The organism is Pseudoalteromonas sp. GW168-MNA-CIBAN-0100, assembly GCF_040309225.1.
GTDB lineage: Bacteria > Pseudomonadota > Gammaproteobacteria > Enterobacterales > Alteromonadaceae > Pseudoalteromonas > Pseudoalteromonas arctica.
Map to the genome: position 1 here is coordinate 33,782 of NZ_JBEOOL010000029.1, position 25,212 is coordinate 58,993.

22 protein-coding genes and 1 pseudogene are annotated in these 25,212 nt (G+C 39.8%); 16 read left to right on the plus strand and 7 right to left on the minus strand.

Annotation, left to right across the window (positions count from 1 at the left end):
• Positions 1–237: 237 nt before the first annotated feature.
• Positions 238–1,254 (minus strand): LacI family DNA-binding transcriptional regulator, encoded by a 1,017-nt coding sequence (locus tag AAEY62_RS16165; RefSeq protein ID WP_007582612.1) that lies wholly within the window; start codon positions 1,252–1,254, stop codon positions 238–240.
• A 289-nt stretch (positions 1,255–1,543) separates the two neighbouring features.
• On the opposite strand from AAEY62_RS16165, the gene glk reads away from it, so the two are divergent.
• The 6 genes from glk (at position 1,544) to AAEY62_RS16195 (ending at position 8,778) form a co-directional block, all read left to right on the plus strand.
• Complete coding sequence (gene glk / locus AAEY62_RS16170; protein WP_101164483.1) at positions 1,544–2,536, plus strand: glucokinase; 993 nt, start codon at positions 1,544–1,546, stop codon at positions 2,534–2,536.
• Between the two features lie 36 nt (positions 2,537–2,572).
• On the plus strand, positions 2,573–3,586 hold the full coding sequence (locus AAEY62_RS16175) for a LacI family DNA-binding transcriptional regulator (RefSeq protein ID WP_010555045.1): 1,014 nt from the start codon (positions 2,573–2,575) through the stop codon (positions 3,584–3,586).
• A gap of 336 nt (positions 3,587–3,922) precedes the next feature.
• Complete coding sequence (edd, locus tag AAEY62_RS16180; protein ID WP_007582619.1) at positions 3,923–5,773, plus strand: phosphogluconate dehydratase; 1,851 nt, start codon at positions 3,923–3,925, stop codon at positions 5,771–5,773.
• 33 nt (positions 5,774–5,806) lie between these two features.
• Positions 5,807–6,427, plus strand: coding sequence for a bifunctional 4-hydroxy-2-oxoglutarate aldolase/2-dehydro-3-deoxy-phosphogluconate aldolase (gene eda / locus AAEY62_RS16185; protein ID WP_002959756.1), 621 nt, complete (start codon positions 5,807–5,809; stop codon positions 6,425–6,427).
• 9 nt (positions 6,428–6,436) lie between these two features.
• On the plus strand, positions 6,437–7,441 hold the full coding sequence (gene gap, locus AAEY62_RS16190) for a type I glyceraldehyde-3-phosphate dehydrogenase (RefSeq protein ID WP_350635367.1): 1,005 nt from the start codon (positions 6,437–6,439) through the stop codon (positions 7,439–7,441).
• 212 nt (positions 7,442–7,653) lie between these two features.
• The gene (locus AAEY62_RS16195) at positions 7,654–8,778 is read left to right on the plus strand and encodes a sterol desaturase family protein (RefSeq protein ID WP_350635369.1); all 1,125 of its coding nucleotides are present in this window, start codon (positions 7,654–7,656) and stop codon (positions 8,776–8,778) included.
• A gap of 78 nt (positions 8,779–8,856) precedes the next feature.
• Here AAEY62_RS16195 and AAEY62_RS16200 read toward each other — a convergent pair whose 3' ends face one another.
• The 4 genes from AAEY62_RS16200 to AAEY62_RS16215 form a co-directional block, all read right to left on the minus strand.
• Positions 8,857–10,182, minus strand: a complete 1,326-nt coding sequence (locus AAEY62_RS16200; RefSeq protein ID WP_350635371.1) for a leucine-rich repeat-containing protein kinase family protein — start codon at positions 10,180–10,182, stop codon at positions 8,857–8,859.
• A 41-nt stretch (positions 10,183–10,223) separates the two neighbouring features.
• Positions 10,224–10,937 carry a YebC/PmpR family DNA-binding transcriptional regulator gene (locus tag AAEY62_RS16205; RefSeq protein ID WP_010555049.1) on the minus strand — a complete coding sequence of 238 codons (714 nt, stop codon included), beginning with the start codon at positions 10,935–10,937 and terminating at the stop codon, positions 10,224–10,226.
• Positions 10,938–11,184: 247 nt separating this feature from the next.
• Positions 11,185–13,263 carry a M13 family metallopeptidase gene (locus AAEY62_RS16210; protein ID WP_350635373.1) on the minus strand — a complete coding sequence of 693 codons (2,079 nt, stop codon included), beginning with the start codon at positions 13,261–13,263 and terminating at the stop codon, positions 11,185–11,187.
• 240 nt (positions 13,264–13,503) lie between these two features.
• Positions 13,504–15,282 (minus strand): ABCB family ABC transporter ATP-binding protein/permease, encoded by a 1,779-nt coding sequence (locus AAEY62_RS16215; protein ID WP_350635375.1) that lies wholly within the window; start codon positions 15,280–15,282, stop codon positions 13,504–13,506.
• 108 nt (positions 15,283–15,390) lie between these two features.
• On the opposite strand from AAEY62_RS16215, the gene AAEY62_RS16220 reads away from it, so the two are divergent.
• The 7 genes from AAEY62_RS16220 to AAEY62_RS16250 all read left to right on the plus strand — a co-directional run bounded on the left by AAEY62_RS16220 (position 15,391) and on the right by AAEY62_RS16250 (position 20,691).
• Positions 15,391–15,852: a hypothetical protein gene (locus AAEY62_RS16220; RefSeq protein WP_101217294.1), complete on the plus strand. Its 462-nt coding sequence runs from the start codon at positions 15,391–15,393 to the stop codon at positions 15,850–15,852.
• A 108-nt stretch (positions 15,853–15,960) separates the two neighbouring features.
• On the plus strand, positions 15,961–17,799 hold the full coding sequence (gene secD / locus AAEY62_RS16225; RefSeq protein ID WP_101217295.1) for a protein translocase subunit SecD: 1,839 nt from the start codon (positions 15,961–15,963) through the stop codon (positions 17,797–17,799).
• Positions 17,792–18,736 carry a protein translocase subunit SecF gene (gene secF, locus AAEY62_RS16230; protein WP_350635377.1) on the plus strand — a complete coding sequence of 315 codons (945 nt, stop codon included), beginning with the start codon at positions 17,792–17,794 and terminating at the stop codon, positions 18,734–18,736. The genes secD and secF overlap by 8 nt, the downstream gene beginning before the upstream one ends.
• A 185-nt stretch (positions 18,737–18,921) precedes the next feature.
• Complete coding sequence (locus AAEY62_RS16235; RefSeq protein ID WP_101217297.1) at positions 18,922–19,398, plus strand: GreA/GreB family elongation factor; 477 nt, start codon at positions 18,922–18,924, stop codon at positions 19,396–19,398.
• Positions 19,399–19,720: 322 nt separating this feature from the next.
• Positions 19,721–19,978: a type II toxin-antitoxin system Phd/YefM family antitoxin gene (locus tag AAEY62_RS16240; RefSeq protein ID WP_010555056.1), complete on the plus strand. Its 258-nt coding sequence runs from the start codon at positions 19,721–19,723 to the stop codon at positions 19,976–19,978.
• Positions 19,966–20,283 carry a type II toxin-antitoxin system RelE/ParE family toxin gene (locus AAEY62_RS16245; protein ID WP_024592928.1) on the plus strand — a complete coding sequence of 106 codons (318 nt, stop codon included), beginning with the start codon at positions 19,966–19,968 and terminating at the stop codon, positions 20,281–20,283. The genes AAEY62_RS16240 and AAEY62_RS16245 overlap by 13 nt, the downstream gene beginning before the upstream one ends.
• A gap of 198 nt (positions 20,284–20,481) precedes the next feature.
• On the plus strand, positions 20,482–20,691 hold the full coding sequence (locus AAEY62_RS16250) for a zinc ribbon domain-containing protein (RefSeq protein WP_007582647.1): 210 nt from the start codon (positions 20,482–20,484) through the stop codon (positions 20,689–20,691).
• Positions 20,692–20,962: 271 nt separating this feature from the next.
• On the opposite strand, the gene AAEY62_RS16255 is transcribed toward AAEY62_RS16250, so the two are convergent.
• Positions 20,963–21,301: a zinc ribbon domain-containing protein YjdM gene (locus AAEY62_RS16255; protein ID WP_101217298.1), complete on the minus strand. Its 339-nt coding sequence runs from the start codon at positions 21,299–21,301 to the stop codon at positions 20,963–20,965.
• A 293-nt stretch (positions 21,302–21,594) separates the two neighbouring features.
• Here AAEY62_RS16255 and AAEY62_RS16260 point away from each other — a divergent pair, with 293 nt between their 5' ends.
• The 3 genes from AAEY62_RS16260 to AAEY62_RS16270 are packed head-to-tail and all read left to right on the plus strand — an operon-like array spanning position 21,595 to position 24,627.
• Positions 21,595–22,989, plus strand: a complete 1,395-nt coding sequence (locus AAEY62_RS16260) for a RimK family ATP-grasp domain-containing protein (protein ID WP_101217299.1) — start codon at positions 21,595–21,597, stop codon at positions 22,987–22,989.
• Positions 22,990–22,993: 4 nt separating this feature from the next.
• Entirely contained in the window at positions 22,994–24,106 is a 1,113-nt protein-coding gene (locus AAEY62_RS16265) for a GNAT family N-acetyltransferase/peptidase C39 family protein (RefSeq protein ID WP_101217365.1), read from the plus strand.
• Positions 24,107–24,114: 8 nt separating this feature from the next.
• Entirely contained in the window at positions 24,115–24,627 is a 513-nt protein-coding gene (locus AAEY62_RS16270) for an MgtC/SapB family protein (protein WP_007582656.1), read from the plus strand.
• 54 nt (positions 24,628–24,681) lie between these two features.
• Here AAEY62_RS16270 and AAEY62_RS16275 read toward each other — a convergent pair.
• A pseudogene (locus AAEY62_RS16275) lies at positions 24,682–25,134 on the minus strand (helix-turn-helix domain-containing protein); the annotation flags it as partial.
• Between the last annotated feature and the right edge of the window lie 78 nt (positions 25,135–25,212).

Genomic DNA, 25,212 nt, shown 5'->3' on the forward strand with positions numbered 1-25,212 from the left:
TAAGCTATAAAGTTACAGAGTAAGGTTATAGCGGCACAATAAATTTACATTACAGAAACAAAATAGTAAATACAGTTAACGACTAGCTATTGCTAAGGGGGGAGGAATTGATGTCTTTTTGACGGAAAAGTATAGTTTTTCAGATTATTTTTATTTTAATCTATTGTTTATTATACAATTTTATTGTTTGTAAATGGATGTGAACAGATGTAGCCGGTGTTTGCTTAAAAAATAGGCTCAGCTTGACCTTCTAGGAATGAGAATAGGAGCTAATAGGGTACTTTGTACTTCTTCACCACGTATCAGTTTTAATAAGTTCTCTACGAGCATTTGCCCAGCAACAGTGGTGTTTTGCTCTATCGTCGTCAGCGGTGGGTTTACATAACTAGCAATGGCTATGTTATCAAAGCCGACTACCGCAACATCTTTTGGCACGTTAATATTTGCTTCTTTAAGTGCACGTATAGCCCCAATAGCAATTAAGTCACTTGCAGCAAATAAGGCGTTAAATTTAATATTATTAGCGATAAGCGAACGAGTGGCGTGATATCCAGATTCTTCAGTAGATATAGCATTAGCCATTTTACGTTCGTTTATTTTTACGTTGTTAGCCAGTAGCTCATCTTTAAAGCCCTGAAAACGACTAAAGAATTCAGGGCTATGATCAGATGCATCACCAATAAAAGCGCAGTCAGTTCTGCTGTGAGCAATAAAGTGCTCAGCGGCAAGCTTACCGCCACCGTAGTTATCACAACAAACAGTTAAATCTGGGCGATTATCGACCGTTGCACCCCAACAAACAAACTTAGTGTTTTGTTCAAGTAAGGTATTAAATTTTGGTTGGTAATCAATGTAATCGCCATAACCGAGTAAAATAATACCATCGGCTCTGTGGCTATCTTCATAATCTGCTTGCCAATCAGCACTGGCCGATTGAAATGATACTAATAAATCGTAACCTTCTTTAGCGCAAGCACGGGTAATGCTGCCAAGCATGGCTAAAAAGAAAGGATTAATTTGTGACTCATCAGAAGTAGGGTCTTCGAAAAGAAGTAATGCAAGTGTGCTGCTTTGTTGTGTACGCAAGTTGCTGGCATTTTTATCAACTTTATAATTAAGCTTTTTAGCTATATCGAAAACACGCTTACGTGTTTCTTCATTAACAAGATGGCTGTTACGTAAAGCGCGAGATACAGTTGATTGAGATACCCCTGCATAGTGGGCAATATCAAATGAGGTGGCTTTACCTTTCATTGTTACAACTTAATTAATTTGATAAATAATTGTGTCATTTTCGTTTATTAATGAATAATTTCAAGCTTTTTGTGAATTAACGTATATTTTTATTGATAAACGGCTGACACCGGTGTCATAATGTAAATGTTTTATCATTTTGTTGTCAAAACGTATTCGCTGTTTATATATTTTAGGCAGCATTTTTTACTGTGATAGCTACTTTGAGGTGATAGCTCAAAGTATAAATAACAATGGTATACCATTGTAAAATAATAAGCACGAGTCGCTTAACAAAAGAGATAATACTATGAGCCTAAACTCTTCTGCCCAATTTGATCCCATCCTAGTTGCTGATGTTGGCGGCACCAATGCCCGCTTTGCTTTAATAACTGCTTTTAATAAACATACTAACCAATTTGTAATAGAGCACATTAATATTTTTCCTAGTGCTAATTTTGGTTCACTTGAAAGTGCGCTTGAGCAATATTTACAAACAGTCTCGCATATTACACCTAAACGCGCATGTTTAGCCGTTGCAGGTCCAATAAAAGCTGGGCAGGTACATTTAACCAATTTAGGTTGGCATTTTAGTGTTAGTGAATTTAAAACTCATTTTGATTTACAGCAACTAGAGGTCATTAACGATTTTGCTGCCTTTGCATATGCGGCTCCTTACTTAGATCCTAAACAAAATGTCATTGTTAAATCAGGTCAAGCTGATGACAATGCTAACATTGGTGTTATAGGTCCAGGTACTGGTTTTGGTGCCGCGTGCTTAGTTAGAACGTCGCAATCTACCGCTGTTTTAAGTTCAGAAGGGGGGCATATATCGCTTGCACCTGTTAATGAACTCGATACTTTACTATTAAATGAATTACGTAAAGATCATCCTCATGTTTCTATCGAAACTGTATTTTCAGGCCCTGGCATAACGCATTTATACAAAGCGATGTCTGCGGTTAAGGGTGTAACAGCTAAAAATTTAGATGCTGCGCAAATAAGTAGTCTAGCAAATAGCGGTGAATGTGCTGTGTGCGATGCAACGCTTAATCAATTTTGTGATTGGATCGGCAGTGTAGCTGGCGATTTAGCCGTTGTTTACGGCGCTTTAGGCGGACTATTTATTGGCGGTGGAATACTGCCTCGTATGCAAGCAAGACTTCTAGAGAGCCGTTTTGTTGAACGATTTTCTCAAAAGGGTATTATGTCGCAATACGCAGGGCAAATTCCTGTAATACTTGTAACACAAGATAATATTCCACTAATTGGTGCCGCAGCGTGTTTGCACAACAGCAAATAAGGAGCTTTCCTTGTTCGCATTTGGAAAAATAGAGTGATGAAAAAAGTAACAATAAACAGTGTGGCAAGTCATGCTGGTGTTTCTAAAAAAACCGTATCACGCGTTTTAAATAACGAGCCTAATGTTAGTGCTGCAACCCGAGAAAAGGTGCTTGCGGTATTTAAAGAACTCGATTACACCCCAAATCCAATTGCACGAGGCCTCGCACAAAATCGTAGCTTTATTATTGGGTGTCTTTACGATAACCCAAGTAAAAGCTACATTACTCGCGTGCAAACGGGTGCTTTAGAAGCATGTAAAGAAAATAACTATAATTTATTGATACATCCTTGTGAGTTTCGTGGTGAAGCCCTTATAAATAATATTGAGCAATTACTACAGACTTCTCGATTAGATGGCATTGTGCTAACACCTCCTTTTGGTGATTTTGCAGAGCTTGTTGCTTTTTTAAAATCTAAAAAAATTCCTTACGCAAGAGTTGCGTCAGCTTTACTTCAAGATGATTCTATTTCAGTTCGTAGTAATGATGAGCAAGGCGCATTTGAAATTACTGAGCATCTAATTAGCCTTGGGCATAAATCTATAGCGTTTATTAAAGGGCACCCGGATCACAGTGCCACGCAACAACGCTTTAAAGGCTACAGGCGTTCACTTGCAAGCCATGGAATAGAGTTTGATGAGCGCTTAGTAGAGGAGGGTAACTTTAGTTATCACTCAGGTGTAGATAGTGCACGCAGTATTTTAGATTTATCTCCTAGGCCAACAGCTGTATTTGCATCAAACGATTACATGGCGGCAGCGGTATTAAAATTAGCTACCCAGCGCCAATTAAAAGTGCCTGATGATATTTCAATAGCCGGCTTTGATAATGCACCCATTGCACGTCATATTTGGCCTGGTTTAACGACTATTGCACAGCCCGTTGAAGAAATGACTAAACAAGCCGTAACTCAACTTATTTCACACATAGCTCAACCGCAAGAACAGCCGTATCAGGTAACGCTTGAGTCACGCTTGATTACACGCGAGTCTACTTCTGCGATAAAATAGTGAGTTAAAAACACTTTCACAGTAGCCCGAATATGAGTGACGCTTATTCGGGCTTTTTTTTGCTCTGAACTTGCTAAAATATACTTTGTGCCTAAAAATCAATTAGGTCATTATTCGGTCATGTTAAAATATTAAACTATTTTTGTTACCCGGGGTTGACACCGGTGTCATTGCTATGCGTTAATACAGTGACACCGGTGTCAGGGCTGTTGTGAGAGGCTCCCTGGTAGCGTACCTTTGAACGGGTAAATCAAAGATGCTCAGTACAGTTATTTACGTGGAGTCTGTAGTTGCTACTGAGCCTTTATCCTCTAACTAATAGAGATGAGTTAAATTATGTTACATCCTCGTATTCAAGAAGTTACCCAGCGCGTTATCGAACGCAGTAAAAATACCCGTCAAGATTATTTAGAACGTATTTCGCACGCAAAAAAACAAACAAGAGTTCGTGCCGGTTTAGGTTGCGGAAATATAGCCCATGTTATGGCTGCATGTAGCAGTGATGACAAAGCGCGCTTGAAGGCTGATGAGCAGCCAAATCTTGCTATTATCAACTCATATAACGATATGTTATCGGCTCATGTGCCATACAAAGATTACCCAGATTTAATTAAAGACATTGCTACCAAATACGATGCTACAGCACAAGTTGCTGGTGGCGTTCCTGCAATGTGTGATGGTGTTACGCAAGGGCGTGACGGCATGGAGCTTTCGCTTTTTTCTCGTGATGTAATTGCTATGTCTACGGCAATTTCCCTTTCGCACGATGTGTTTGATGGCGTTTTTTGTTTAGGCGTTTGCGACAAAATCGTCCCGGGTTTATTAATTGGTGCATTGTCGTTTGGTCATTTACCTGTGTTCTTTTTACCAGCAGGCCCAATGCAATCAGGTATTCCGAATAAAGAAAAAGCACGTATTCGTCAAAAATTTGCACAAGGTCTAGTAAGTCGCGAAGACTTATTAGAGGCTGAAAGCGCGTCTTACCACAGCGCAGGTACTTGTACGTTCTACGGTACTGCAAACTCAAACCAAATGTTAATGGAAATAATGGGCTTACACCTTCCAGGTAGTTCGTTTATTAATCCTTACACTGAGCTTCGCGATGGTCTTACAGGTAATGCTGTAGAAACTATGCTTAAGCAGCTTACAGATGATAAAGAAAGCCCGTGTTTAGCCGATGTGATCAGCGAAAAAACGATTATAAACGGTTTAGTAGGTCTTCTTTCTACAGGTGGTTCTACTAACCATGCTATTCATATTGTTGCGATAGCAAAAGCGGCGGGCATTCAGGTTACGTGGAAAGATATGTCTGATTTATCAGAAGTTGTACCACTACTTACACGCATTTACCCTAACGGCTCTGCAGATGTAAACCACTTCCAAGCAGCTGGCGGTATGGGTTTCTTAATGCGAGAGCTAGCAAGCGCTGGTTACTTACACACAGACGTTAAAACAATGCTAGGCGATGGTTTAGCACCTTACATGACAGAGCCTCGTTTGGATAAAGACGATAGCCTGATCATGAGCAACTCAACCGGCCCAACTAAAGTTAAATGGGTAGATTGCCCAGCAAACTCACACGATGAAGAAGTACTTCGCCCAGTGAGTAACCCTTTTAGTAAGCAAGGTGGTCTGCAACTTCTAACGGGTAACTTAGGTAAAGCTGTTATTAAAGTGTCAGCTGTTGCTATTGAACATCAGGTTGTTACTGCTCCTGCAAAAGTATTTAGCTCACAAAGTGCTCTGCAAGATGCATACACGCGTGGCGAATTAAACCAAGACTTTATTGCCGTGCTAAAAGAGCAAGGCCCTAAAGCGAAAGGTATGCCAGAGCTACATAAATTAACGCCAGTAATGGCAACGCTTCAAGATGAAGGCTTTAAAGTAGCCATTGTTACTGACGGTCGTATGTCGGGTGCATCAGGTAAAGTACCAGCTGCTATTCACTTAGCACCAGAGGCAGTAGAAGGCGGCATTATTGCTAAAATCCGAGAAGGTGATTTAGTGACACTTGATGCGCCAAACGGAATATTAAAAGTACACGTTAGCGACGAAGAACTTGCTAAACGTGAAGCAGAACTTAGCCTGCCAAGTGCAACATTTGGTACAGGTCGCGAATTATTTACTGGATTTAGAAATATCGTAAGCAGTGCCGATTTAGGCGCGAGTGCTTTTGGACTTGAATAAATATTAGCCATACTGGGTAATGAGGAACAAGTAATGAGTATTGAAAAAATCTTAGCATCGGCACCAGTGGTGCCAGTGGTTGTAATCGAAAAATTAGAAGATGCAGCACCACTTGCAAGAGCGTTATATAACGGTGGCTTAAAAGCCTTAGAAATAACACTACGTACACCTATTGCTGCAGAAGCTGTAAAGCTGATGAAAGCAGAAGTACCTGAAGCCTATGTAGGTACTGGTACGGTAGTAGATAAAGCAAGTTTTGATCTTTCGGTTGCCGCAGGTGCAGATTTTATGGTGAGTCCAGGTGTGAGCGATGAGCTTATTGCTTTGGCTAAAACATCAGATATACCATTTTTACCAGGCGCTGCAACTGCAAGTGAAGTTATGCAACTTGCGTCGCATGGTTTTAAGTATTTAAAATTCTTTCCTGCAGAAGCAGCAGGCGGAACAGCAATGCTTAAATCAATCGGTGGCCCATTACCACATATTACTTTTTGCCCAACTGGCGGCATTAGCCTAGCAACTGCACCGAACTATTTAGCGCTTAACAACGTTATTTGTGTTGGTGGTACGTGGATGCTAGATAAACAACTAATTGAAAATAAAGACTGGCAAGCAATTGAAGCGCTTGCTCGCCAAGCAAGTGAACTTAAATAGGAGTCTAAAATGATTAATGTAGCAATTAACGGTTACGGCCGTATCGGTAGAAATGTTTTACGTGCACTTTATGAGTCAGCTCAAAACAGCGAAATTAAAATTGTAGCAATTAACGATTTAGCACCTGCTAACGTTAATGCCCATTTAACGCAGTATGACTCAGTTCATGGTCAATTTTCTAAAAAAGTAACACTTGAAAATAACACCATGTTAATTGACGATGACGTAATTACGTTAACGCAAGAACGCGACCCTGCAAATTTACCGTGGAAAGCACTAAACGTAGATATCGTTTTAGAATGTACTGGTTTTTTCACTAAACGTGATGACGCTGCTAAGCATATTACAGCGGGTGCTAAAAAAGTAATCGTTTCTGCTCCAGGTAAAGATATGGATGCAACCGTGGTTCATGGTGTAAACAGCGATGTAATTAACGCTGATAGCCAAATCATCTCAAATGCATCGTGTACTACTAACTGTTTAGCACCACTTGCAAAAGCAATTAACGACACCGTAGGTATTGAAAAGGGGAGTATGACAACGATTCATTCTTATACGAATGATCAAAACCTATCTGACGTATACCACCCAGATCTATACCGTGCTCGTAGTGCGACTCAATCTATGATCCCAACTAAAACAGGTGCTGCGGCAGCTGTTGGTTTAGTATTACCAGAACTTGCTGGTAAATTAGACGGCATGTCGGTACGTGTACCAACAATCAACGTATCTTTAGTTGATTTTACGTTTATTACTAAGCGCGATACGACTGCAGAAGAAATCAATGCAATCATGAAAGAAGCGTCAACGGGTTCAATGAGAGATATTTTACAATATAATGAGCTTCCGCTTGTTTCTATCGACTTTAACCATAACCCAGCGTCATCTATCTTTGATGCAACGCAAACTAAAGCCGATGGCAATCTAGTTAAAGTAATGGCTTGGTACGACAACGAATGGGGTTTCTCAAACCGCATGTTAGACCAAGTTAAAGCATTAGGTGCGTTTTTATAATACAGCCCTAATGATGTAAAGTTTTAGCTTTATCCAACCAAGCCACGCATTGCGTGGCTTTTTTGCGTTTGGTTTATCTGTATATTTGCAACTCAGACTATGGAGGGAACTATTTGTATTTTTTATACCCTAAATTTTGTTAATATGTGGGTGTGTAAATCAATGGAATTTCGTTGTATTTAATCAACTCAACGAAGCAAGGAATAATAAAAATGATCAGAGCTTTATCACGAAAGGTATTTCGCACAAATCATCTTCAGATAGGTGAGGGCAACATAAGTGGCTACATAGCCTGCTTTTTAGCAATACTGAGTTGCTTAGGCGTATTAGCGTTTCACTTTCCTGAATACTTAACCACACCAGAACTGAGAAAAAGCTACAGTGTCGACTTTTTACGTCAGCTTATGTTTGCATCATTATTGGTCTCGGGCAGTTTAGGGCTACTTAACTTTGTACGTAATACCAATAAACGCTTAGGAGCTACAGCGTGGTTTTTTATTATTCTGGCAATTATGTTTGGCGGACCAAACGTTGAGGTAAACGAGTTTGCCACCGACACACCTTACATAGGGCTCGATTGGTTTATTTTAGATTTACTCGGCTCAACACTCATATTTATTGTTATTGAAAAGCTGCTACCCCATCGAAAAGAGCAAAAAATATTACGTAGCGAATGGCGAGGCGATTTAAACCACTTTTTCTTAAACCATTTAATTATTGGTTTTGTGTTACTCGTTACTAACCACTTTGTGCATTATGGCTTTGGCTGGGCTGTATCATCTACAGTACAAGGTTATATAGAGCAAACACCATTTGTAGTGCAGTTGTTTTTAATAATACTCGTGGCTGATTTAATGCAGTATTGGGTGCATCGTGCTTATCACGAAGTCCCTTTATTATGGCGCTTTCATGGCGTACATCACAGTGCTAAAGAAATGGACTGGTTAGCGGGCTCTCGCCAACATATTCTTGAAATACTCGTAACGCGCAGCTTAGTGCTCACACCCATATTTGTACTTGGATTTTCACAGCAAATAATTAGTTTGTACGTAATTATTGTGGGTTTACAGGCTGTGTTTAACCATGCAAATGTACGTGTGAAATTTGGTTGGCTAAAATATTTTATGGTTACACCGCAGTTTCACCATTGGCATCATGCGTCAGATAAAGCCGCGATTGACCGCAATTACGCTGCGCATTTTTCGTTTTTAGACTACGTGTTTGGTACTGCTGTTAAAGGCCAAAAAGAGTGGCCAGAAGCATATGGCGTAGTCGGGGATTACATGCCGGTAGGTATGCTTAAACAACAGGTTTACCCGTTTAAGCGCACTAAATGAGCTCGATTAATTCAATAAACATAAACTAAAAAAAGAGCAACGTGTTAAACGTTGCTCTTTTTTTATGACTCTACTCAATTATATGTTCAGCTCTTCTAATAACTCAGTAAATGTAGGTCTTTGATTTAATGAAGGTTGCATAGCACACTTTGCCATATCGGACATTTCACCAAATAGCTCACTTTGCCTATCATCGCCGGTTACCGTGCCTAATAAGTCTTCAATTAAACAGCCCAAAGCTCTTACTTCTATCCACTCTAGTTGCTTTTGTTGATACTCACTTAGCATCGTTAAATTAGTTGCAGCACCAAAATCACCAAATAAAACATCAGCACCTTTGTTTATCATGGTGTTATGCGCATAAATGTCGCCATGACTTACTTTACGAACATGTAAGTGATGCAGTGTACTTACCATTTGCTGTGCAATTTTTAAAATAGCTTGAGTTGAGTAATGGCAATCATTGTTAAAGGTATCACGCGTACAGGTTTCAAGGCTTGGAGGCAGGCCTAAATTAGCGAAGCTTTTATCTATTAGCTCCATCACTAAACCTAACTGATCACTTTGTTCAATGTAGGCAAGTACTTTAATTAAATTAGCGTGATCGCCTGCTTGTAAGCAGCAATTTACTTCATCAAGCGGGTAGCCGTCGCTGGTAATTGCACCTTTAAATAATTTAATCGCTACAGCGCTATTAGCAGCTTGCGCTAAATGAATAACGCCCGATGCACCTTGGCCAATAACATGACTAAGCGTGTAATCGTCAAGAGGCTTATTTTCTAAGCTGCACTTTGTAAGGCACTGGGCTTTATTAAAATCGTTACCGGCAAACGCAAGCCAAGCAAGTTTAGGCAGTTCAAACAGCCAGTCGTCTACGTGTGTTAAGTTATTAGCAGAGAGCCTAACAAGCTCGAGGTTTTTACACTGCGCCATGCTACTTGGCAGTTGCTTAAGTTGATTGCCCGCAAGCGCGAGCTTTTTAAGTTGGGTGTAATTACCAAAGTCTTCAGGCAATTCGCTTAACGTATTATCGGTGAGTATGAGCCACTCAATATTTTTTGGCAGGCTGTTTAAAGCAAATTCAGAAATTTGGTTACCCTTCAACGCGACCATAATTAAAGCAGGGCATTTAGCCAGCACAGCAGGAATATGCTTAAACTGATTAAACGATAAAAATACACGCTTAAGGTGTGTTAAACAGGCAAATTCATCAGGTAGTGTTGATAAGTTATTATTTGATAAATCGAGAACTTCAAGCGTGTCAGCTAAGCTAAAAATCTCTTCCGGGAATATTGTTAGCTCTTCTACTAATTGCAGGCGAGTAGCACCAGCAAGTTTGCCACTTTTAAGCTCTTTAAGGGAGTTCATATTAATACCATGTTCTAAAAATGAAAAAGCCAACATAGCTGTTGGCTTAAAGTCGTTCTAACTTACTAAATCGCTCTTTAGAATTGCGCGTTATGGTAAACGTTTTGTACGTCATCGCAATCTTCTAGCATGGCTAAAAAGCGTTCCATAACTTCAACGTCTTCGCCTTCAATCGGCGTTTCAATTTGTGGCACAAAGCTAATTAGGTCTTCGTCAAATTCAGTCACGCCCATTTCTTCAAGCGCTGTACGTGTGTTGTTGTATTCTGTGTGAGGAGCAAAAACAGTGACTTTACCGTCATCTACTTCTACGTCAGTTACATCAACATCAGCCATCATAAGAGCTTCAAGTACTGCTTCGTCGTCATCACCGTCAAATACAAAAATAGCAAGGTGATCAAATAAATGTGAAACAGAGTTTTGAGCGCCAATTTTAGCATTTGCTTTGGTAAAACAAACACGTACATCAGCAAAGGTACGCTTGTTATTGTCTGTTAAACAATCAACAATAATCATACAGTTACCTGGGCCGTAACCTTCGTAACGTGTTGCTGAGTAGTCTTCGCCGCCGCCACCTTTTGCTTTGTCTATTGCGCGGTCAATAACGTGTGCTGGTACTTGGTCTTTTTTAGCGCGTTCAATTAAACGACGTAATGATAAGTTACCATCTGGATCTACACCGCCGTTTTTAGCACAAATATAAATTTCTTTGCCGTACTTAGAATAAACTTTAGTTTTAGCACCCGCAGTTTTAGCCATTGAATCTTTTTTGTTTTGGTAAGCTCTTCCCATCTGCGTTTCGCCTTAATATATGTAAATAATAGAATAAAATTATAATGCGTATTCTAAAGGTAAATGCATTCAAGGGCTAGTAAGTATTAAACTGTAGCGTTTAAAAACCATTTAAAGTGCATTTTATTGAGGAGATTATCGAGGGATTTAGACGTTGGAATTATATCTATTATTGTAAATTTAACTCAATAAAAAAGGCAACCTGTATAACAGGTTGCCTTACTAAGTAATAAAAAGTAAGTATTACTTACCAAATACGTACACGTTCATCTTCAGGAAGGTATAACTCATCGCCTGGTTTTACATCAAACGCTTTGTACCATGCATCGTGGTTGCGTGGCGCTTGTGCTCTAAAGCGACCTGGGGCATGTGTGCCACCACGAAGTTGGTTAAGCATGCTTTGCTCAGTACGTTTTTCTTTCCATACTTGTGCCCACGCAAGGAAGAAACGTTGATCGCCAGTAACACCGTCAATAACAGGCGCTTCTTTACCATTTAAACTTAGCTTATAAGCGTGATAAGCCATTGATAGCCCACCTACATCACCAATGTTTTCGCCAAGGCTATTTCGACCATTAACAAAGTTACCTTCGATTGGCTCGTATTTACTGTACTGCGCAGCCAGTTGATCGGCTTTTTTGTCAAATGCAGCGCGGTCAGCATCAGTCCACCAGTTACGTTGCACACCGTTTTCGTCTGATTTTGAACCTTGATCGTCAAATCCATGACCCATTTCGTGACCAATTACAGCGCCAATACCGCCATAGTTTACAGCCGGATCGGCATTTGGATCGAAAAACGGCGGTTGTAATATCGCAGCCGGAAATACAATTTCATTAAACGAGCTATTGTAGTAAGCGTTTACGCGTTGTGGCGTCATGCCCCAGCGGTTACGGTCTGTTTTTTGTAGCTCTTTTTCAACACTTTCTGCGTGGAAAAACTCACGCATGTTTTTCACATTACCAATCAAATCATTTTTAGTAATGCTTAAACCATCATAAGACTGCCATACATCGGGGTAACCAATTTTTGGTACAAATGCAGCCAGTTTAGCGCGCGCATTTACTTTAGTTGCATCGCCCATCCATTCTAGATTATCAATACGTTCGCCAAGGGCTGTACGAAGGTTTTCAACCAGCTCTGACATTTGTTGTTTTGATGACTCAGGGAAGTAACGTGCTACGTATATTTTACCAATAGCAAAACCAAGCGAACTTGTGCCTGACATTTCACTTATTGCACGTTTCCAACGAGGGCGAGGCTCTTGCTGTCCGTTTAGTTCTTTACCAAAAAAAGCAAAGTTAGCATTAAATACGTCCTCTGATAGTAAACCTGCGTTACCGCTAATAGCGTGATACGTTAGGTAGTCTTTCCATACTGCAATATCTTCTTGATTGATTAACTCAATCATCGCTTTTATTGGCTCAGGCTGAGACACATTTAACTGAGGTACTTTATAACCTGTTTGCGCAAAGTATAAATCCCAGTTAAAGCCAGGATAAGCAGTGCTTAAATCAGCACGTTCAACTTGGTTTAAGGTTAAATCGCGATTACGACGCTTTTCACGTGGCCAGTGACCTTGTGCAATTTTGGTTTCAAGATCAACAATTGCTTGAGCGCGCTCAGCGGTATTTTCGACTCCTGTAAACTCAAGCATGTCAGCAATGTGAGCAACATAAGCTGCACGCGTTTTAACAAAGCGCTCAGCGTCTTCAAGGTAGTAAGAGCGATCTGGTAAGCCTAAACCACCAGCACCTAGTGACATTTCATATTTGTTAGGGTCTAGGCGATTAAACCACATACCGCCGCCAAAAGGGGCTTTATTACCGGTTAACCAAGACTTACCAAACATTTCAGCTAAATCGTCAGTCGACGATATATCACTAATTTCACTTAACAATGGCTTGATAGGCGCTACACCTAGTTTATTAAGTGTTTCGGTATCCATATACGCATTGTAAAAATCAGCGACGAGTTTTTCTTCTGCGTTTAAATCTTTACGTGCGGCTATTTCTTCAATAATAGCTTTAACATCGTCTTCACTGCGCTCAGCTAATCCTGAAAATGCACCGTAGCGGGTTTTATCTGCAGGCATTACGTAGTTGTCATACCACGTGCCACTGGCATACATAAAAAAATCATCGCCTGGTTTAACGGCTTCGTTGCGGGCTGTTAAATCAACACCAAAACTACCTAACTCTGCTTTTTCTGTTACTGCTGCAGTGGCTACTTTAGGTTGTTGCTCGTCTGTTTTTGTTGTTTGCGGCTCTGAACAACCGGTAATAAATGTGGCAGCTAATGCTGCGGCAATTAAACTCTTTTTCATTACTTACTCCTGAGTATCACTGATTGAATTAAAGCAGCAGTGAATCATTTTTATTGTTACGAATATTTAACTTATCGATTGTTATTGATATTAATCAGACAAACAAACCTTTTGAGGTGAATCACCACAGTGCTCGATAAAACTAATATAGAGGAAAAGAGAAAGGCTAATAGGTTCTATAAACGCTTTATTTAGCTCTAGTACCGGCAAGCATAAGAGCTAAAAGGTGTTACACATTATTTATTTTTTATGCTGTAGCTCCCACATACGGGCATATTCTCCGGCGAGAGTAAGTAACTCATCGTGCCTACCTTGCTCAATAATCTCACCAGCTTTGAGTACAATAATAGTGTCTGCGTCGGTAATAGTAGAAAGGCGATGAGCAATAACAATACTCGTATGGTTACTGGCAACTTCACGCATTGCTGCGAGTATTGCTTGCTCAGAATGAGAATCGAGTGCAGATGTTGCTTCATCAAAAATTAAAATAGGGGACTTTTTCAAAATGGCGCGCGCAATAGCAATACGCTGTTTTTCACCGCCAGATACTTTTAAACCACGTTCACCAACCAGCGTTTTATCGCCTTTATCGAGTGTTGCTATAAAGTCTTTTAAATGCGCCATAGCAATGGCTTCGTCAATTTCAGCATCGCTTGCTGATGGTCTACCGTAAGCGATATTTTCACGAATTGTGGTGTTAAACAGCACAGTATCTTGCGGGACTATTGCAATGGCTTTTCGTAAACTATTAAGTGTTACTGAGTTTATAGCTTGATTATCAATACTAATTTCACCAGCGCTTACATCATAAAAACGATAAAGCAGTCGCGCTAATGAACTTTTACCAGCACCACTGGCACCAACAATAGCTACCTTACTGCCAGCTTTAACGCTAAAGCTAAGGTTATTAAGAATAGGGCGATGCGCATCGTAACTAAAACTTACATTGTTAAATGTTATTTCACCTTGGCTAATATTGAGCTCTTTAGCATTAAGTGCATCGGTTATTTGTGGCTTTTTGTTAAGTAGCCCAAGCATGTTTTCAAGATCGGTTAGGGCGCGTCTTATTTCGCGGTACACAAAACCTAAAAAATTGAGCGGTAAAAATAGCTGAATCATATAAGCATTAATCATCACAAGTTCACCAATAGAAAGCGTACCTGCAACTACCTCGGTTGAGCCCAACCACATTAACGCGGTAATAGCACAAGCAATAATAAGTGCTTGGCCTGAATTAAGGGCGAGCAGCGACATTCTATTTTTTAAACGGGCTTTTTCCCAGCTTGCTAAAAAGGTGTCGTACGTTTTTGCTTCAAACTGTTCGTTATTAAAATACTTTACAGTTTCATAATTAAGCAAGCTGTCTATTGCGCGGGTATTACTTTGATTGTCGGCAGCATTTGCTTCTCTAATAAAGCGGTTTCTCCACTGGGTAACCACCACAGTAAAGGTAATATAAATAGCGACTGCCAGTAATGTAATAAGCGCAAACCAAACAGAAAACAACGTGCCAAAAATAATCGCAACGGTCAGTATTTCAAACAAAGTAGGCACAATATTAAACATTAAAAAGCGCATTAAAAAGCTTAACCCGCTCGTACCGCGTTCTATATCGCGGCTAATGCCACCGGTTTGCCTGTCTAAATGAAAAGCCAGCTCAAGTGAGTGCAAATGCTTAAATACTTTTAAACCAATATCACGCATAGCGTGCTCGGTTACACGAGAAAATACAGCATCTCTTATTTCACCTAAAAATACGCTAGCAAAACGCAGTCCACCGTACATCAATAACAATAAAGCAGGAATAACTAACAGTGGGTTAATGGACTTATCTACAGAGTCTATTATTTCTTTAAGCGCCCAAGGCATTAAAAGCGTGGCACCTTTTGCGCCTATAAGCGCCATAAGTGCAATAAAAACACGGCCTTTAAATTTTGTAAGGTAGGGCCACAGTGTTTTTACACTTTGGCGTAAATTCATGGCGTCTGGTCGTTTTTCACTGCTTTGTCTGGGGCGCATTAAAAGTCTCAGTAAAATTAAATTAGATAGTAAATAGCTAAGGGCTATTGTATTTCAAATACTAGCCCTTATATACTACGCATCCCTTATTTTAGTTTTAAAACGTGAATGTTTAAATTTAGAGTGTTTTTAACTGCCTTTTTGCTACTTGCTGCACTTTTTAGTGTGCAGAGCAATGCTATGGGCGCCTCACAAAATTTAAATATCAATGTTAGTACGCAGGTTTCGCTTACTGATATTGCCGATTTAACTAAAATACAGCCTATTAGTAAGTCTGTAGATATTTCGCAGCATAAAAAAACGCATCAAACCGATTTTGACGCGCACCAACCAAGGTTAACTGCCAATAATTCATCATTGTTTTTGCACACTGTTCAAAGTGAGCCAGAATACGATGTGGTTTTTGAATTTTTTGCTCAAAATCTTGTTAGGCATATATTCTTACGACCAAGAGCGATTAATCCTATACAGCCTTGGTATACGCTTGTAACTAATAGTAAAAAGTCGCGCTTGAGTGGCTGGAAAGACGTAAACTTACTCTACAGAGCTGTAACTACCTACCACGCTTAATTTTCCTTATTTAATTTTATTAGGTTTTAACTTTTAAAGTTTTAGCCTGCAGATTAATTGTGCTTTTAAAAAGTACGTTGCTAGCATTTCTGGCAATAAGGATTAAACATGTTAAGTTTTAAAAAAGATAAAAAGCCGTCTACGGCTAAGTTCAAATTAAGCTATATAGCCATGCTAATAGTATTGGTTTTATTAGCTATCAGCGCATTACCAAATTTATACCCAAATAAATCGTGGTTGCACATCAGTGCTGCTCCCCACAGCGAAACGCAATCTTTACCGAGCACTAAAACGCTAGTTACTTTTTTGAATAAACAAGGGCTAGAGGTTGAGCAGGGTTTAGATAAGCAATCCACTATTAATATACTTTTAAACGAGCCAACTAAAAGCGCTCAGGCGCAAGCGGCTATAAAAGCGCAATATCCAAACACGCAAGTTAAAATTGTTGAGCATGCAACCAGCCCAACATGGTTACAAGATTTTGGTTTATCACCAATAAAGCTGGGCCTTGATTTAAATGGCGGTGTGCTATTTGTATTAGACGTAGATTTAGATAAAGCCGTTGATGAGCAATTAGTCAGTGCGTATCAACAAGCTAAATCAATCATCATTAAGCAAAAAGCACATGGCGTAAAAGCGCAGCAAACTCAGCAGGGGTTTGAAATAAACGCATTGCCTAATGCAACCGACAAGTTAACCCCCGTTATTGAAGAGCTACAAAGCCGATTTGCTAATTTAGCCGTTGTAACAAGCAATAACGGCAGCGTTAAAACTGCCAAATTTAGTTATTCGGAGCAAGGCCGCAGCAGCTTTGATAAAGAAGTAATGGGGCAAACACTCACAACCCTTCGTTCACGTATTGAAGAGTTAGGCATTACCGAAGCGGTAACACAGCGCCAAGGAAAGCACCGCATTCGTATAGAGCTACCAGGCGTGCAAGATCCAACCGAAGCAAAACGTATTATTGGTGCAACAGCATCGCTTGGTTTTTATCAATTAAAAGAAATTGGCGGGCAAACATTTAATATGCAATCGGGCGGAACCATAAAGCTCGATCCTGTGCCAATTTTTACAGGCGATCATATTAATAATGCAAACATAGGCCGCGACGATTGGGGTAAACCACTTGTACAACTAAGCCTAGACGGCCAAGGCGGGGATGCAATGTCGGCGTTTTCAAAAGCCAATATTGGTAAGCCAATGGCGACGGTTTACTCTGAGTACTCTCAAAATGCTAAAGGCGAAGTAGTTAAAAAAAGCGAAGTTATTAACGTTGCCAATATTGCTCAGCATTTAAGTTCGCGTTTTAGTATTACCAATATGAAAAGCCAACAAGCGGCAGCCGATCTGGCATTATTACTACGTGCAGGCTCGCTTACAGCACCCGTTACAATTGTGCACGAACAAACAATAGGGCCAAGCCTCGGCAGCGAAAATATTAGTAATGGCTTAGCCGCGCTTATGTTAGGCATGGGTATTACGCTTGCATTTATGGCGCTTTGGTATCGCCGTTTAGGCCTTATTGCAAACGTGGCACTTATATTAAATTTAACGTCGCTTGTGGGCTTAATGTCATTATTACCAGGGGTTGTGTTAACGCTTCCGGGTATTGCAGGTCTGGTGCTAACCATAGGTATGGCGGTAGACACTAACGTAATAATATTTGAACGCATTAAAGAAGAACGTCGCCAAGGCCGTGCACCATATCAAGCTATTCAAGAGGGTTATAAACAAGCCGCAAATACAATATTTGATGCCAATATAACCACCATGATCACCGCACTTATCTTATACGGCATAGGCTATGGGCCCGTTAAAGGTTTTGCCATTACACTCGCATTGGGGCTTTTAACGTCTGTATTTACAGGTGTGTACGTATCAAAAATATTAAGCCAAACGTTGTATTTAAAAATGGGTAAAAAAGTAGGAGAAAAAGCACATGCTTAACACTTTTTTGAAAGGTGAAAAGGGCACACGTTTACGCTTTATGGGTATGCTTTTAAGTGCCATTTTAGTGCTACTATCCGTATTTACGCTTACGCAAAAAGGTCTAAATTTTGGCCTAGATTTTACCGGCGGTTATTTAACTGAGTTTACAACCAGCCAAAGTGTTGAACTAAAAGAGCTTCAATCGTTTATTGCTAAAAATCACAACGGTGAGTTTGAGCTAACCGCGCAAGGTAATAGTCATTTTCAATTAAGAGAAGCGCCAAGTGCATCAACTACATCAACAACAGCTAATAGCCCTGATTGGCAAAGCGCCGTTACACAAAACGATGATATAAACGCACAGGTATTATCGTCAGCTTATATTGGCTCACAAGTGGGCGATGAGTTATTTGATCAAGGTTGTTTAGCAATGTTTGCTGCAATGATTGCGGTAATGATTTACCTTGCAGTGCGTTTTGAATGGCGCTTAGCACTCGGCTCTGTGGTAGCGCTAGTGCACGATTTAATACTCGTACTTGGGTTATTTTCACTATTACAAATTGAGTTTAACCTAACCGTACTAGCAAGTTTACTGGCTATTATTGGTTACTCACTTAACGACTCAATAATAGTAGGGGATAGAGTACGTGAGCTTTTACGTGTTCAATCAAACAATGTACTTAGCCCAGCGACTATTATTAATAATGCGATTAAGAGTACGCTAACACGTACCTTAATAACTTCGGGTACCACACTTGCAACGGTCGCGAGCGTTTGGTTACTTGCAGGCGCACCACTGCAAGGCTTTGCTATTGCATTATTTACCGGCATTGTAGTGGGTACGTTCTCGTCTATTTGTATAGCGGCAACCTTGCCAGAACTATTGGGCTTAAGCGCTAAAAACTACGAAGTTAAAGTAGATGCCCACACGCAAACATTATTAGATATGCCATAAGGTTTTTAATAAAGCATAAGCAAAGAGCTGCACCAACCAATCAGCGGCTCTTTGTTAGTTTAATGCTTATTTATACCCCGCTAGTATTCCCACCAAACTTGCGGGGTTTAAAACAATGGTTTTAAGCCTAGCAAAAATGTTAAACTAGCTGCCTTATTTTTACAGCCTGTATTGTACTAATCCCCATGAATAAAACCCACGTTATCGAACATCTTCGCTTTGCGCTAGAAGCGCAGCTTACAACAGCAAAAGTAGCGGCAAAAACTGCGCACGACACCGCCACACATGAAGAAAACATAGCCGAAAATAAATACGATACCCTAGGGCTCGAAGCCGCTTATTTAGCACAAGGCCAAGCCCAGCGCGTAAACGATTGCTATAAAAGCATAGAATTGTTCGAACCTGCCTTTAACGAAAAACCAACCGACAAAATAGCTATCGGTTCGCTGGTATGTTTAGAAGATGATAACGCAGCCCAAAAATGGTTTTATTTAGGCCCCGCAGCTGGTGGGTTAACAGTAAACGTTAAACAGCACGCAATTGCTGTAGTAACACTCGGCGCACCAATGGGTAAGCAGTTATTAAATAAACAGATTGATGATGAAATTACGTTAACAATTGCAGGTAAAGCCCACGAATACGTGGTGGTAGAGATCTTATAAAGCTTTGGTTTTTAAGAGAACACCATCTGACAAAGCTATGCCAACGTAATAATCGCTTATTTATATTCATAAATTAATTGTCGGATGGCATGGCTCCGCCATTTATCCAACCTACAGCTATGTTTTTATAGCGTAACGTGGTGTGTATTTCAATTTGTGCAAAGGCATATAATGAGAAGTACCTAATAGTTTAAAAATGAGCAGGGTTGACGTTAGGTGCTCCCTTTTTAATTGATTTTAGTGGTTATACAGCCTCGTTAGTTGTATTTCCCAAGTTGGCTACTCGGTGCTACTATAGTGATACATTTGTTTGGGGATTATTATGAGAGTAGAACTAGTAACAACATTGAAGCGTCAAGCAACGAAGATATTATCTGAACTTCATTCCTCTAAAGAACCTGTGTTGATAACTGAACATGGACAACCATCTGCATACTTAGTAGATGTTGATGATTATGAATTTATGCAAAAGCGTATGCAAATTCTTGAGTCTCTTGCAAAAGGAGAGCAGGCAATAAGTCGTGGTGAAACCATGTCGAATGTTGAAGCTAAAGATAAAATGAATAAATGGCTGAAATAATTTGGACTAATCCAGCTTTGGATGATCTTAACGATATCGCTGAATATATCGCATTAAGCAATTTGCAGTCAGCGAAAAAATTGGTTTCCAAAATATTTGAAAAAGTTGAGCGTCTCGAACTCTTTCCTGAATCAGGTAAAAAACCAATTGAGTTAGCTAACCTAAATTATCTTGAACTGGTCGTGAATCCTTGTCGTATATTTTACAAAAAAGATAACGATAAAGTATATATTTTGCACGTAATGAGACAAGAACGAGACTTACGAAAATTTTTGTTGCTAACGCAATATACAGCTAACAAGTAGGTAATCCCTGAGTGAAATTAGTATGACCCCCATACTAATTATTATAAAAAGCAATTATTAAAAAGCCATCCAAACATCTATCAAAATTCCAACTTAACCAATATAAGAACTAAATTATAGTTTGTTTATTAAAAAAATTGCTACACACGTTCCTTAAGTGTTTAATATACCGTACATAAATAATATGGAGGTTGAAATATGAGACATAACAATTGGTCTTGCTCTAAGTGTAATAATAACGAATTTGATACCGGTGAAATAAGAGTTTCGGGTGGCTTTTGGTCAAGAATTTTTGATGTTCAAAATAAAAAGTACACCGCTGTGACATGCAGTCGATGTAGTTTTACTGAATTTTATAAAGGTTCATCATCAACACTTGGTAACGTATTTGATTTCTTTACTGGGTAATCAAAGCTTAAAAAGCACTTTAACTGAAATGTAAACAGATCAGTTCAAGAGATACCTCCTCATTAAGGTGAGGAGGTTAAATGCTTAAATATACCTAAGCGATAATTCGCCCTATTAAATGTAGGTGGACCTTTAGATATACACAACTAATAGCAGTTAAACAAAATCTATTACACGCACTAATAATAGGCTTCAATAACAGACCATAAGGCTTGGATGAATTTATTTTTATGATTTTTCATCTAACATCCTATATTTTAAATATCCAATTTTAGGTAGCTTTTTTCACAAATTTCGCTGTTACCATCATTTCGCCAATGCCATCTACTTTACAATCAAGTTCGTGATCTTTTTTATCAAGCACTCTTCTAACTACCGCTTTGGTGCCAATTTTAATTACTTGCGAGCTGCCTTTAATTTTTAAATCTTTGGCTACTGTCACTTTGTCACCATCATTTAGCAAAGTGCCATTGGCATCTTTAACTAAAATTGCGTGTTCATCGCTTGTATTATTAGGGTTCCACTCATGGGCGCACTCGGGGCAAACAAGCAGTTGTTGGTCCTCGTAAACATATTCACATTGGCATTTTGGGCAAGCAGGCAGCGACATTTTTAACTCTCATAAGGTATTGTTTTGCGTATTTTAATCTGCGTTATTAGTTAATCAATATTTTTTATCTTCACGCTAAAAATATCTCGTTTGTGCGTTTTTAAAAAAGGGCATATAAAGCACATGTCGCTTAAGCAATTTAAGCGCTAACTCGTACAGTAGGTACCTGTTAAAGCACCCATCATATTAAGTGATTCGCGCAATGCCCACTTAGTACGATGGGTGTTTCTATTTATAATGCTTAGTATTTTACTAAGCATGCTTTTTATATTTTGACTTAACTAGGAAAAGTCGTGTTTAAAACCTTAATTGTGGTTGATAACAACGAGCAAACGCTTGCTCAATCGTTCGAAAATGTAATTACGTTTAATACCTACTTACGTGATTACCCAAAACATAACGAACCAAAAACACGCATTATTAATCTGTGCGACTCAAGCCAATACTTGAGCAAAGGTTACTATTGCTCGTTACTTGCAGAGGCGCGCAAGCACCAAGTTTTACCCAGTGTAAAAACCATTAATGCTCTTCGTAGTGGCCAAGCACCTATGTTAAATGTGGGCCAAATAGACGGCACTCTTTACTTTGGCAATGCCCAAAATGATTTACAATCAAAAGCAGCAAAGTCGGTATTTAAACAATACCCAGCGCCTATTTTATTTGTTGATGAGCAAGGCTTATTACAACAAGGCTCGATGTCGTCTTTAAGCGAGCAACAGTACAGCGAATTTGTAGCCAAGCTAGATAACTTTACTAAAACGCAGTGGCGTATTAGTTCGGTACAACGTCGTTTTAGATGGGACATGGCAATACTTGTTGATCATAACGAAAAAGTACCACCGAGTGATAAAGACGCCATTGCACGTTTTATTAAAGCAGCGGCTAAACACGGTATTAATGCACAAGCATTAAGCTTTGACGAAATTGATAACATTGCCCAGTTTGATGCGTTATTTATTCGCCAAACTACAGCGATTGACCATCCAACGTATCGCCTTGCAAGCAAAGCGCAAAGCCTGGGTTTAGTGGTTATTGACGACGCTGAGTCTATTTTACGTTGTTGTAATAAAGTGTATTTACACGATGCGTTTAATTACCAAAAAGTGCCAAGTTTAAAAACGGTTGTAGTGGCTGATCAAGCAAATGAAACGCTTGAGCAATTAGAAGAAGCGTTTACGTATCCGCTTGTTTTAAAAATGCCTGAAGGGTCGTTCTCAAAAGGTGTGTTTAAAGTTTCAAACCGTGATGAGCTTGCCGCTAAGCTTACAGAGCTGTTTGAGTTTAGCGCATTAGTGCTTGCACAAGAGTACATGTATACCGAATACGATTGGCGAGTGGGTGTGTTAAATGGCCGTGCAATTTATGCATGCCGCTATTTAATGGCGCGTAACCATTGGCAAATTTATAACCACGACGCTAAACGGTTTTTCTCTGGTGGCTTTGAAACCTTGCCAACCTTTGAGTTACCAAAAGCGGTATTAGATGCAGCATTAAAAGCATGTAAAACAGTGGGTAGGGGTTTATATGGCGTAGATGTTAAAGAGCATCAAGGCAAAGCATACGTGCTTGAAGTAAACGATAACCCAAGTATTGATCACAAAGTAGAAGACGGCTATTTAGGCGATGAGCTATACATGATCATTATGGATGAGTTTAAACAACGCTTAGAAGCACGAGGCCGTGGGTAATAACATGAGCAACCTTGTTATTCGAAAGGCGCTTAGCAGTGATTTAAACGCACTGATTGACGTTGAAAACGCCTGCTTTAATAACGATAAATTGAGCCCGCGCAGTCTAAAACGCTGGCTTAGTGCAAAACACGGTATTTTACTCGTTGCAGAAAGTGGCGAGCAAATATGCGGCTATGGGCTAGTATGGTGCCATAAAGGGACTCGCTTAGCGCGTTTATATTCGCTTGCTGTTTTACCAACTATGCAAGGTAAAGGCATTGCAAAAGCACTGCTTACTAGTCTAGAAAAAGAAACGTGTGAGCGGGCTCGTATTTACCTTCGTTTAGAAGTGGCTGTAAATAACGAAAGTGCGATTGGGCTTTATAAAAGTTTAGGTTACAGGGTATTTGGTCAATACAGCGATTATTACGATGACCACAGTGACGCATTACGAATGCAAAAAAACATTCGACAAAAAAGTGAGTTAAAAGTGGCGCGTTTAACACCGTGGTATCAGCAAACAACTGAGTTTACGTGCGGACCTGCTGCATTATTAATGGCAATGGGCGCACTTGAGCCTACTACTGAGCTTACTCAATCACATGAGTTAGCACTTTGGCGTGAAGGTACCACTATTTTTATGACATCGGGTCATGGTGGTTGCCATCCGTTTGGTTTGGCACTTGCGGCTAATAAGCGTGGTTTTAAAAGCGAGGTAATGGTTAATACCACCGAGCCTTTATTTTTAGATGGCGTACGCAACGAAAACAAAAAAGTGGTACTTGCCACCGTGCATCAACAATTTGTAGATGGTATTGCACAAGCAAATATACCGCTTACGCATAAAGATGTAGAGCTTGAGCATATTGAGCAGTGGTTAAGTAAAGGCTTTAGTGTGCTGTTATTAATTAGTACATACAGTTTTGATGGTAAAAAATCACCACATTGGGTGTGTGTAACGCACCTTGATGAGCACTGCGTGTATGTTCACGACCCGTTTTGTGAGCCCGGTAACGATAAACAGCTCGCAATAGATTGCCAATATGTACCTATTGCACGAAGTGATTTTAGTAAAATGTCAGCGTTTGGTAGCCAACGTTTAAGAACGGCGGTGGCTATAGCTAATAAAATATAAGGTTAACAGTGACTTTTTTAGATTTAATTGATGTAGCCCCGTATTCGTGGGCAGCTATTGGTACAGCGGCTTTTTGCGGTGCCATCATTGGAATAGAGCGCCAGTTGCGCGGCAAACCTGTCGGTATTCGTACATCAGCCCTAATAACCTTGGGTACGTATTTGTTTTTATCCACTGCGTTTAATTTACAAGGGGATGTAATAGATCATTCTCGTGTAGTGGGGCAAATAATTACAGGTATTGGCTTTTTAGGGGCAGGCGTTATGCTTGCTAAAGATGGTGCGGTAGTTGGCGTTACATCGGCTGCAACCATCTGGGTGCTTGCATCAATAGGCGTTATGATAGCGACCGAAAACCTTGGCGCTGCAATAAAACTTTCGGTGCTGGTGGTCGGTATTTTATACGGTGTAGACGTACTCGAGGCTAAATTTAAAAGCTTAAGCAAAGGCGTACACACTAAAGTAAAAAACTATCAAAAACGCTATTATCGAAAAGAATTTAACGACACAGAACGCCACTAAAAGTGGCGTTTTTTTAGTGTTATTGAAACAAGTACTAGTACTATTAAATATCGACTATCCAAATAACTTGCGTCTAACTACTTTTCTGTAACCACTGGGTGTTTGGCTTAATACTTTTTTAAACACGCGTGTTAAATGCCCTTGGTCGTTATATCCCACTTCTAAAGCCACTTCTTGAATTGATAAATTTGATGATGCTAATAACTCTTTCGCACCTTCTACGCGTAATTGTTGCCAATACTCAATAGGGCTTTGATTAGTTGCGGCTCTAAAACGGCGGGTAAAAGTACGGTAGCTCAAGCTAAATTGGGCAGCGACTTCTTGCAGGTTTAACTCGGTGGCTAAATTTGTTTTTAGCCAAAACTGAATTTGCGCAATTAGCTCGTCGGGATGACGGTCAACTGCACCTTCTAAGTAGCGTTGATCTTCGTAGGGTTTACGTATTTCGTGCGAAAAGTTTCGCTCTACATGTTGAGCGGCGGCTTTTCCATAGTACTGACTAATAATAATCGACTATCCAAATAACTTGCGTCTAACTACTTTTCTGTAACCACTGGGTGTTTGGCTTAATACTTTTTTAAACAC

What these genes read in the sequence shown, in the direction of transcription:
- eda (WP_002959756.1), top strand. Translation starts at nt 5,807, where the DNA reads ATGAGTATTGAAAAAATCTTAGCATCGGCACCAGTGGTGCCAGTGGTT.
- AAEY62_RS16210 (WP_350635373.1), bottom strand. Translation starts at nt 13,263, where the DNA reads ATGAAAAAGAGTTTAATTGCCGCAGCATTAGCTGCCACATTTATTACC.
- AAEY62_RS16205 (WP_010555049.1), bottom strand. Translation starts at nt 10,937, where the DNA reads ATGGGAAGAGCTTACCAAAACAAAAAAGATTCAATGGCTAAAACTGCG.
- secF (WP_350635377.1), top strand. Translation starts at nt 17,792, where the DNA reads ATGCTTAACACTTTTTTGAAAGGTGAAAAGGGCACACGTTTACGCTTT.
- AAEY62_RS16235 (WP_101217297.1), top strand. Translation starts at nt 18,922, where the DNA reads ATGAATAAAACCCACGTTATCGAACATCTTCGCTTTGCGCTAGAAGCG.
- AAEY62_RS16240 (WP_010555056.1), top strand. Translation starts at nt 19,721, where the DNA reads ATGAGAGTAGAACTAGTAACAACATTGAAGCGTCAAGCAACGAAGATA.
- AAEY62_RS16245 (WP_024592928.1), top strand. Translation starts at nt 19,966, where the DNA reads ATGGCTGAAATAATTTGGACTAATCCAGCTTTGGATGATCTTAACGAT.
- gap (WP_350635367.1), top strand. Translation starts at nt 6,437, where the DNA reads ATGATTAATGTAGCAATTAACGGTTACGGCCGTATCGGTAGAAATGTT.
- AAEY62_RS16215 (WP_350635375.1), bottom strand. Translation starts at nt 15,282, where the DNA reads ATGCGCCCCAGACAAAGCAGTGAAAAACGACCAGACGCCATGAATTTA.
- AAEY62_RS16200 (WP_350635371.1), bottom strand. Translation starts at nt 10,182, where the DNA reads ATGTTGGCTTTTTCATTTTTAGAACATGGTATTAATATGAACTCCCTT.
- AAEY62_RS16250 (WP_007582647.1), top strand. Translation starts at nt 20,482, where the DNA reads ATGAGACATAACAATTGGTCTTGCTCTAAGTGTAATAATAACGAATTT.
- AAEY62_RS16195 (WP_350635369.1), top strand. Translation starts at nt 7,654, where the DNA reads ATGATCAGAGCTTTATCACGAAAGGTATTTCGCACAAATCATCTTCAG.
- AAEY62_RS16175 (WP_010555045.1), top strand. Translation starts at nt 2,573, where the DNA reads ATGAAAAAAGTAACAATAAACAGTGTGGCAAGTCATGCTGGTGTTTCT.
- edd (WP_007582619.1), top strand. Translation starts at nt 3,923, where the DNA reads ATGTTACATCCTCGTATTCAAGAAGTTACCCAGCGCGTTATCGAACGC.
- AAEY62_RS16255 (WP_101217298.1), bottom strand. Translation starts at nt 21,301, where the DNA reads ATGTCGCTGCCTGCTTGCCCAAAATGCCAATGTGAATATGTTTACGAG.
- secD (WP_101217295.1), top strand. Translation starts at nt 15,961, where the DNA reads ATGTTAAGTTTTAAAAAAGATAAAAAGCCGTCTACGGCTAAGTTCAAA.
- AAEY62_RS16220 (WP_101217294.1), top strand. Translation starts at nt 15,391, where the DNA reads ATGTTTAAATTTAGAGTGTTTTTAACTGCCTTTTTGCTACTTGCTGCA.
- AAEY62_RS16165 (WP_007582612.1), bottom strand. Translation starts at nt 1,254, where the DNA reads ATGAAAGGTAAAGCCACCTCATTTGATATTGCCCACTATGCAGGGGTA.
- glk (WP_101164483.1), top strand. Translation starts at nt 1,544, where the DNA reads ATGAGCCTAAACTCTTCTGCCCAATTTGATCCCATCCTAGTTGCTGAT.
- AAEY62_RS16265 (WP_101217365.1), top strand. Translation starts at nt 22,994, where the DNA reads ATGAGCAACCTTGTTATTCGAAAGGCGCTTAGCAGTGATTTAAACGCA.